The 8,036-nt window shown below is 68.4% G+C and carries 7 protein-coding genes and 3 pseudogenes; 5 read left to right on the top strand and 5 right to left on the bottom strand.

Annotation, left to right across the window (positions count from 1 at the left end; translation table 11 throughout):
- Nucleotides 1-217 precede the first annotated feature (217 nt).
- The gene (locus QH276_RS00335) at nucleotides 218-349 is read right to left on the bottom strand and encodes a hypothetical protein (protein WP_280401292.1); all 132 of its coding nucleotides are present in this window, start codon (nucleotides 347-349) and stop codon (nucleotides 218-220) included.
- A 205-nt stretch (nucleotides 350-554) separates the two neighbouring features.
- Between QH276_RS00335 and QH276_RS00340 the strand changes: the two genes are divergently transcribed.
- From QH276_RS00340 to QH276_RS00350, 3 genes are all read left to right on the top strand, one after another.
- Nucleotides 555-962 (top strand): Fur family transcriptional regulator, encoded by a 408-nt coding sequence (locus QH276_RS00340; protein ID WP_280401303.1) that lies wholly within the window; start codon nucleotides 555-557, stop codon nucleotides 960-962.
- A gap of 31 nt (nucleotides 963-993) precedes the next feature.
- On the top strand, nucleotides 994-3,225 hold the full coding sequence (katG, locus tag QH276_RS00345) for a catalase/peroxidase HPI (RefSeq protein ID WP_280401291.1): 2,232 nt from the start codon (nucleotides 994-996) through the stop codon (nucleotides 3,223-3,225).
- Nucleotides 3,226-3,357: 132 nt separating this feature from the next.
- Nucleotides 3,358-4,224 (top strand): universal stress protein, encoded by an 867-nt coding sequence (locus QH276_RS00350; protein WP_280401290.1) that lies wholly within the window; start codon nucleotides 3,358-3,360, stop codon nucleotides 4,222-4,224.
- Nucleotides 4,225-4,282: 58 nt separating this feature from the next.
- Here the strand turns inward: QH276_RS00350 and QH276_RS00355 are convergent, their stop codons facing one another.
- The gene (locus tag QH276_RS00355; RefSeq protein ID WP_348536661.1) at nucleotides 4,283-5,248 is read right to left on the bottom strand and encodes an alpha/beta fold hydrolase; all 966 of its coding nucleotides are present in this window, start codon (nucleotides 5,246-5,248) and stop codon (nucleotides 4,283-4,285) included.
- A pseudogene (locus tag QH276_RS35415) lies at nucleotides 5,234-5,517 on the bottom strand (epoxide hydrolase N-terminal domain-containing protein); the annotation flags it as partial. The pseudogene QH276_RS35415 and the gene QH276_RS00355, both read right to left, overlap by 15 nt.
- 81 nt (nucleotides 5,518-5,598) lie before the next feature.
- Between QH276_RS35415 and QH276_RS00360 the strand changes: the two are divergent.
- Nucleotides 5,599-6,030 (top strand): MarR family winged helix-turn-helix transcriptional regulator, encoded by a 432-nt coding sequence (locus QH276_RS00360; protein WP_280401288.1) that lies wholly within the window; start codon nucleotides 5,599-5,601, stop codon nucleotides 6,028-6,030.
- Between the two features lie 449 nt (nucleotides 6,031-6,479).
- Here the strand turns inward: QH276_RS00360 and QH276_RS00365 are convergent, their stop codons facing one another.
- Nucleotides 6,480-7,187 carry an SDR family oxidoreductase gene (locus QH276_RS00365; RefSeq protein WP_280401287.1) on the bottom strand — a complete coding sequence of 236 codons (708 nt, stop codon included), beginning with the start codon at nucleotides 7,185-7,187 and terminating at the stop codon, nucleotides 6,480-6,482.
- A 271-nt stretch (nucleotides 7,188-7,458) separates the two neighbouring features.
- Nucleotides 7,459-7,794: pseudogene (locus QH276_RS00370) on the bottom strand (aminotransferase class V-fold PLP-dependent enzyme); the annotation flags it as partial.
- 103 nt (nucleotides 7,795-7,897) lie between these two features.
- On the opposite strand from QH276_RS00370, the pseudogene QH276_RS00375 reads away from it, so the two are divergent.
- Nucleotides 7,898-8,005 (top strand): annotated as a pseudogene (locus QH276_RS00375) (ethanolamine utilization protein); the annotation flags it as partial.
- Between the last annotated feature and the right edge of the window lie 31 nt (nucleotides 8,006-8,036).

The following is an 8,036-nucleotide window of genomic DNA, read 5'->3' on the forward strand; positions in this document are numbered from 1 at the left end:
CATCCTCTGTATGCGCCAGCATCCGTTGGCGCCGTCGCGTACCGGTGCCGAGAACCCGCCGGAACTCCATGTAAGCCGCCTCGATGTTCCGAAGCGTGGCAATCAAGTCGGGTAGCTGGTTCTGGCTGTTGGTGTGGGTGCTTCTCCGCCCCATAATACATCACCCCCCGGGCCGGGCCGGGCGGGGCGGGGTGATCGGTGGGCGGGTGGCCGGCGCTCATCGGGCCGGCATCAGTTCGGCCGCCTCGGCACGAGCGGCGGTGAGGGTGGCCTGCGGATGGTCCGCCGTAACGACGCGTCCCCGGGTAGTTCGGGTGGTCGTCGCCACCCCGTGCCGCACAGTGGTCATAGCGTCAGTGTGGGGCGGCGGCCGGGTGCCGGCCGGGGCGATAGGCGATGCCGATCGCGCGAATCGAGTGCGTGTTCGCGCCCGGATCGCGGTTCGGGTATGGGCGGCTCGGCGCCGTACGCAGGAACGATGGGGCATATCCTTGACCCATTCCAGATAACGGACGAGACTTTGCGGTGTGCATACGGCCGAGGAATTCCAGCAGATGCTGCGGGGAGTTTCGCTACGCGTGACCGCTCCGCGGGTCGCGGTGCTGAGCGCGGTGCACGACAACCCGCACGCCGATACGGATTCGATCATCCGGGCCGTGCGGTCCCGTTTATCGGCGGTATCCCATCAGGCGGTGTACGACTCGTTGCGTACGCTCACCGCCGCGGGTCTGCTGCGCTGTATCCAGCCGTCCGGCTCGGTAGCGCGCTACGAGACCCGCGTCGGTGACAATCACCATCACGTCGTCTGCCGGACCTGCGGGGCGATCGCCGATGTCGATTGCGCGGTCGGCGAATCCCCGTGCCTGACCGCCTCCGACGACCGCGGTTTCACGATCGACGAAGCCGAGGTCATCTACTGGGGCCAATGCCCCGATTGCGCGAGATCCGCACATTTCCGATAGCAGCCCGCACCACTCGTCAGGAAGGAATATCGTGACCTCCGATAGCCGTCCACCCGCTCCGGAGACCGGGACCTCGAGTAACAGCGAAAGCGAGAATCCGGCGATTCCGTCGCCGACCCCCAAGACCGATCGCCGCCCGCACACCAACCGGGACTGGTGGCCGGACCAGATCGACGTCTCGATACTGCACGCCCATTCGTCCAAGGCCAATCCGCTGGGTGAGGATTTCGACTACGCGAAAGAATTCGCGAAACTCGACGTGGAGGCCCTGAAGGCCGATGTCGCGGCGGTGCTCACCGATTCGCAGGATTGGTGGCCCGCCGATTACGGCAATTACGGCGGCCTGTTCATCCGGATGAGCTGGCACGCCGCGGGCACCTACCGCATCGCCGACGGCCGCGGCGGCGGTGGCCAGGGCGCACAACGGTTCGCGCCGCTCAACAGCTGGCCCGACAACGCCAGCCTGGACAAGGCGCGCCGGCTGCTGTGGCCGGTCAAGCAGAAGTACGGAAACTCGCTCTCGTGGGCGGATTTGCTGGTTTTCGCCGGTAATGTCGCCCTGGAGTCGATGGGCTTCAAAACTTTCGGCTTCGGCTTCGGCCGCCCCGATATCTGGGAACCCGAGGAAATCTACTGGGGTCCGGAGGACACCTGGCTCGGCGACGAACGTTACAGCGGTGACCGGGAACTGTCCGGGCCGCTCGCCAACGTCCAGATGGGCCTGATCTATGTGAACCCGGAGGGGCCCAACGGCCGCCCCGACCCGGTGGCCGCCGCCCGCGATATCCGGGAAACCTTCGGCCGCATGGCCATGAACGATGTGGAGACCGCCGCGCTGATCGTCGGCGGCCACAGTTTCGGTAAAACCCACGGCGCCGGCAACCCCGATCTGGTGGGCCCGGAACCCGAAGCCGCCCCCATCGAGCAGCAGGGGCTGGGCTGGAAGAGCGCCCACGGCACCGGGGTCGGCCGCGACGCCATCACCGGCGGACCGGAGGTGATCTGGACCTCCACTCCCACCCAGTGGAGCAACGGCTTCCTGAAGAACCTCTACGGCTACGAATGGGAGCTCACCAAGAGCCCCGCCGGAGCCTGGCAGTGGAAACCCAAGGACGGCGCCGGGGAGGGCACGATCCCGGACCCGTTCGACGGCCCCGCCCGCGCTCCCAGCATGCTCACCACCGACCTGGCCCTGCGCGAGGACCCGATCTACCGGGAGATCACCAGCCGCTGGCTCGAGCATCCCGAGGAACTCGCCGAGGAATTCGCCAAGGCCTGGTACAAGCTGCTGCACCGCGATATGGGACCGATCAGCCGGTATCTCGGCCCCTGGGTCCCGGAACCGCAGCTGTGGCAGGATCCGGTGCCGCCCGTCGACCACGAACTGATCGACGACGCGGATATCGCCGCTCTGAAGAGCACGGTGCTCGAATCGGGTCTGTCGGTCGCCCAGCTGGTGAAGACGGCGTGGGCGTCGGCGGCCAGCTTCCGCAGCACCGATAAGCGCGGCGGCGCGAACGGCGCCCGGCTCCGGCTCGAACCGCAGAAGAACTGGGAGGTCAACGAACCGGCCGAACTCGCGAAGGTGCTGCCCGTCCTCGAAGGGATCCAGCAGGATTTCAACAACTCGGCGACCGGCGGGAAGCGGGTCTCCCTGGCCGATGTGATCGTGCTGGCCGGTTCGGCCGCGGTCGAGAAGGCGGCGAAGGACGCCGGATACGACATCACGGTGCCGTTCGCCCCGGGCCGCACGGACGCGACCCAGGAGAACACCGATGTGGAATCGTTCGCGGTGCTCGAACCGCGAGCCGACGGTTTCCGCAACTACGTGCGCAGCGGCGAGAAGGCGCAGCTGGAACGCCTGCTGGTGGACCGCGCCTACATGCTCGACCTGACGGCCCCGGAACTCACCGTCCTGGTGGGCGGGATGCGGGCCCTGGGAGCCAACCACGGCGGCACGAAGCACGGGGTGCTCACCGACCGGCCGGGTGTGCTGACCAACGATTTCTTCGTCAACCTGCTCGATATGGGCACCGAATGGAAACCGTCGGAATCGGCGGAGAACGTCTACGAGGGTGTCGACCGGCGCACCGGGCAGCCCAAGTGGACCGCCACCGCCAACGACCTGATCTTCGGCTCGCATTCGCAGCTGCGCGCGGTCGCCGAAGTGTACGGCCAGCGCGACGCCGGGCCGAAGTTCGTGCGCGACTTCGTGGCCGCCTGGGTCAAGGTCGCGAACAACGATCGGTACGACCTGCGCTGATCACGCCGCTGCGGTGAGACACGGGACCGGCGCCTGCACATCGGGGCGCCGGTCCCGCCATATCCTCGACGGGATGGGGAGCACCGGCGGATTCCGCCGCACCGAGCTGGGCGAGGCGAGAGGCAACCCGATATGGCCGTACATTCCGAAGCGCCGATCGTGGTCGGCGTCGACGGTTCACCGACGTCACTGGACGCGGTGCGGTGGGCTGCGCGCCGTGCCGCCTTGCACCGCTGCCCGCTGCGGCTCGTCCACGCGATCGGTGCGCCGGTCACCTTCGGACCCGAGATCAGTGTGGTCGGCCTCGACAACCAGGCCCTGCGCGCCGATGGTGAAGCGTTGCTGACCTCGGCCGCCGAGACCGCCCGGGAAACCGCGGGCGAACTCGCCATCGAGACCACGGTCGCCGACCTCGGGGCCACCACCGTCCTGATCGATCTGTCGCCGGACGCGCGGATGATCGTGGTCGGCACCCGCGGCCTGGGTACTCTCGGCCGGCTGCTGCTCGGTTCGGTGAGCACATCACTGGCGCGCCATGCGCGCTGTCCGGTGGCGGTGATCCCGGACGCGGAGGAACCGGTGCGCGATCTGTCCCAGCGGCCGGTGGTGGTCGGGGTCGACGGTTCGCCACGGAGCCAGGAAGCCGTCGATATCGCCTTCGAGGAAGCCGCCCGCGGCAGCGTCGGCCTGATCGCGGTGACGACCTGGTCGGAATTCTTCCGCTACACCTCCCGCGAGGAAATGCAGGAACAGGCCCGCGCCATGCAGGCGGAAAGCCTGGCCGGGCGGTCGGAACGCTACCCCGATGTGCCCGTCACGCATATCGTCGCCGAAGACCGCCCCGCCCGCCGCCTGCTGGCGGAATCCGAGAACGCCCAGCTGATGGTCGTGGGCAGCCACGGCCGCGGCGGTTTCGCCGGGATGACACTCGGCTCGGTCGGCCAGGCGGTCCTGCACAGCACCCGCATACCGCTCGTTCTTGCCCGCTCGCGCGACTGACCGCAACCGTTACGGGACCGGTGGGCGTGGGCGCGCGGCCGACCGCGGTGTGCTCGCGTCAGCGCCGGTTACGGAATGTGCGGCGGAGATCGTCGACCCAGCGGTCCGGGATCTCCCACGGAATGAAATGCCCGCCGCGGTCGTGGACGGTGAGGTTCACGTGGTTGTACCACTGGGCCCGATCGCCGGTGCGGAAATGCTCGACACGCTGGGCTGTACCGATACCGGGCGGGTTCTCGTAGCCGACGAAGGTGATCCCGGTGGGTGCCTGGACCACCGGGAGCCGGTCGTGGGACGGCGTCCAAGGGTAGCGATTGTTGTTGGCGTAGAGGCGGATCGAGGTGCCGATGGTGTTGGTGGCCCAGTAGATCGTGGCGTGCGTGAGGATATCGTCCTTGCTGAACACCGTGTCGATATCGCCGCCGTTGTCACTCCATTTCCACCAGCGTTCCAACAGCCACGCCAGCATGCCCGCCGGGGAGTCCGACAGCGCGTGCGCGAGGGTGCTCGGGGCCAGGAGATGGGCGGCGAGGTGGACGGCGAAACGCTTGTCCAGCTGCACGAAACGGGCGTGGACATCCGCGGGCAGGCCCTCGGGAATCGGCTGCCCGCCGCTGTAGTCCCAGGCGCGGTCGCCGTTGAACAGGGTGAGTTTCAGTCCGGAGCCGATATGGATGGCATACAGCTCGTCGGCGTACTTGTGGCCGAGCTGCCCGGTGACCAGCGCACCGACATCGCAGCCGGCGGCGCCGTATTTCTCGTAGCCCAGGATTTCCGTCATGAGCGTGTGCCAGAGGTCGGCGACTTTCCAGAAGTTCAGATCCGGGCGGTTCGTCAGCGGGCTGGAGAAACCGAAGCCGGGAAACGAGGGCACGATCACGTCGAATGCCTCGGCCGGGTCACCGCCGTGCGCCCCGGGGTCGGCCAGTGGACCGGCGACCTTGGACCAGTGCCAGAACGTCCAGGGCCAGCCGTGCGTCAGGATCAGCGGTACCGGAGCCGGGCCGACGCCGGGCCTGCGCATGAAATGCACCGGGACCCCGTCGATATCGACCCGGAAATGCTGGTACGAGTTGATCTCGGCTTCGGCCGCGCGCCAGTCGTACCCGTCGCGCCAGTAGTCCACCAGTTCCTGGAGACAGCCACGGGAACGCCGTAATACCAGTCCTCGTTGCCGCTGTCCTCGGGTAGCCGGGTCAGGTCCAGGCGGTGCCGCAGGTCGGCGAGCACGCTGTCGGGGATGTGAATCGTCGTCGGCGTCAAGGGGAACGTCCCCGGGGTCGTATCGCTCATCCGGCCTCCTCGGTCTGGTCGCCAGAATACATAAGTGGCTTATTTAAGCAACTTGTATAAATCGCCGTTATAGTGGCTCGGGTGGACGACGACTTCGACGTGGACGCCTTCGCCGCGGTGATCGAGGACTTCAACCGCGGCTATATCCGGATCCCGGTCCGGGAGAAACTGCCGTTCACCACGCTGTCGGTACTCGACACGCTGGCCCGGCGGGGACCGCTCCGGCTGACCGATCTCACCGAAACCGAGCAGCTCACCCAGCCGGGCATCACCCAGCTCATCGCGCGCTTGGAACGCGACGGCCTGGTCCTGCGCCGCCGCGACCCGGACGACAAACGGGCCGTCCTCGTCGAACTCACCGAAGTGGGGCGGGACGTGCGGCAAACCCGCCACGACGATCGGGTCCGGCACCTGGCGCCGATGATCGCGGAGCTGACCACCGCCCACCGCCGGGCGCTCGCTGCCGCGATGCCCGCACTCGCCCGCCTGGCCCAGCTGGAACGGGAGCGCTGACCCTGCCCTCGCCGAGAATGCCGGTGCCGGTGTTGTGGTTCCCTGGCGGTCCGAGTTACGAGGTTTTCGACGGCCGGTGCCGGAGGCGGCGGAAGCCGGAGTTCTTGCGCCGGTGGCCGAGACGGGTCTCGGTCAGCCAGCGCGGTAACGGTTCTCGCGCGCCGAACCAGGCCGCCGGTCAGTGCATCCCCCGCGGACAGGCCGTCCAGTGAATCGAACATCGAGTCGACAGCCATCGGGCCAGACGGTATCCACAGCGAGAAAACGGCGGCAAACGGTCGAAGGGGTCGGCCGGGCTGCGGAAGCCGTGCGCCGGTCGACCGATGCTCCGGCCGGTCCGGTGCCGGCGCCGGTGTAGTCGATGGCGCTCGATGCCGGCGGGGCGCCGGCCGGGCCCGGCCGGCGCGGAGCGGGGCTACGCGGTAAGCGTGCACCCGGCGGGGTGGAGTTCAGGGGAGTGGTGCCGCGGTGTATCGGATGGCCGGCTTTCCGGGGCGGACTACCAGTTCGGTGCCCGGTTCGCCTGTCCGCAGCACGTTTTCGACCGCGGCCGCGACCTCGTCGGCCCCCAGCATCGGTATGCCCGCGGCGCGGAAACGCTCACGCCCGCCCGCGGTGAGTGGCGTATCCACCAGGCCCGGGCATACGGCACTCAGCCGGATGCCCTCGCGGGCGAGCTTCCCGTGCAAGGCGCGTACCAAGCCGATCACGGCGTGCTTGGTCATGGTGTAGATCGGATCCTGCGGGACTCCCGCGATCGCCGCATGCGAGGCGGTGACGACGATAGAGCCGCCGCCCTGCCGGCGCATGACCGGCAGAGCGGCGCGCAGACCCCACACCACCGCATGCTGATTGACGCCCACGACCGCGTGGTAACGGTTGAGGTCCAGGGTCGCCGGGTCCTTGTCGGCCGAATTGGTCCCGGCGTTGAGGACGAGCAGGTCCACCCGGTCTCCGGCCGCGGCGACCGCCGCACGGGAGAGCGCCGGATCCGTGAGGTCGCCGACGATCGCCTCGCCCCCGAGTTCCGCGGCGATCTGCCGGACGTGGGGATTGCGGTCCACCAGCACGCACCGAACGCCGTCGGCCGCCAAACGCCGCGCGGTGTGCTCGCCGATACCGCCCGCGGCGCCGGTGATCACTGCGGTTTCTGTCATCACTACTCCCTGAGCCAGTGCCTCTCTCATGAAGAGAATATGCTTTCCGAAACGCAGAACGCAATTCTGGAACGGGACGTGAACGGCTCCTACCTCAGGCCGCGACGGCAGCAGGCTCCTCCTCGACGGAGCGGGGCGGCCATCGCGCGGTTCGGCGACGCTCCACCCGCGCGGTTGCCGATCGGCCAGGTGAATCGGTGCTCACTCCGTCGTGTCACGGCACACGACTATTGCGCGGCAGGCACAGTGGTCCTATGGGGCCGGATGGCGATCACACCGCGCACGGTGCGGTCCCTGCGCCGGTGGCGGCCAGGCCCGGGCGGGTTTCCGGCAGTGGATCCCAGCGACCCGTATCGCAGGCGTAGTTCCAGCGTGGGCCGTGGGCGACCAATGCGGTCACCGCTTCGAGCAGCCGGTCGATATCTTGCGGCGTGGTGCCCAGGCCGATACTGGCGCGAACTGCCGCGTCGACGCCCAGCCGGGCGAGCAGGGGATGCGCGCAGAATCGGCCGTCGCGGACCCCGATGCCGTATTCGGCGGACAGATACGCCGCGACCTTTCCCGGCTCGAAACCGTCCACGGTGAAGGCGACGATTCCCACACTGTCGACTTCGCCGAGATCTCCGCCGGCCGCGCCGGCGCGGGGGGGGGGGCCGGAGTTGCCGGCGGTGGGTGTGCAGAACCGCCGGCCTTCGCCACCCGCAAATGCGGCGGGGCCCAAGGACGCGATCTTCTTCCCGAAAGGATCGCGGATCCGGTTCAGCACACCGGACCGCGCCCTCGCCTTCTACGTCGGCCACCGTTCCTTCGCTCCCTGAGCCGATCCCCCATGAGCGACCACCACAACCC

Origin of the sequence: Nocardia carnea (assembly GCF_029869215.1) — a bacterium.
Taxonomy (GTDB): domain Bacteria; phylum Actinomycetota; class Actinomycetes; order Mycobacteriales; family Mycobacteriaceae; genus Nocardia; species Nocardia carnea_B.

Bases quoted from the DNA above. Each gene is read 5' to 3' on its own strand.
- QH276_RS00350 (WP_280401290.1), top strand. From the start codon at position 3,358: ATGGCCGTACATTCCGAAGCGCCGATCGTGGTCGGCGTCGACGGTTCA.
- QH276_RS00335 (WP_280401292.1), bottom strand. From the start codon at position 349: ATGACCACTGTGCGGCACGGGGTGGCGACGACCACCCGAACTACCCGG.
- QH276_RS00365 (WP_280401287.1), bottom strand. From the start codon at position 7,187: ATGACAGAAACCGCAGTGATCACCGGCGCCGCGGGCGGTATCGGCGAG.
- QH276_RS00355 (WP_348536661.1), bottom strand. From the start codon at position 5,248: ATGCGCAGGCCCGGCGTCGGCCCGGCTCCGGTACCGCTGATCCTGACG.
- QH276_RS00340 (WP_280401303.1), top strand. From the start codon at position 555: ATGCTGCGGGGAGTTTCGCTACGCGTGACCGCTCCGCGGGTCGCGGTG.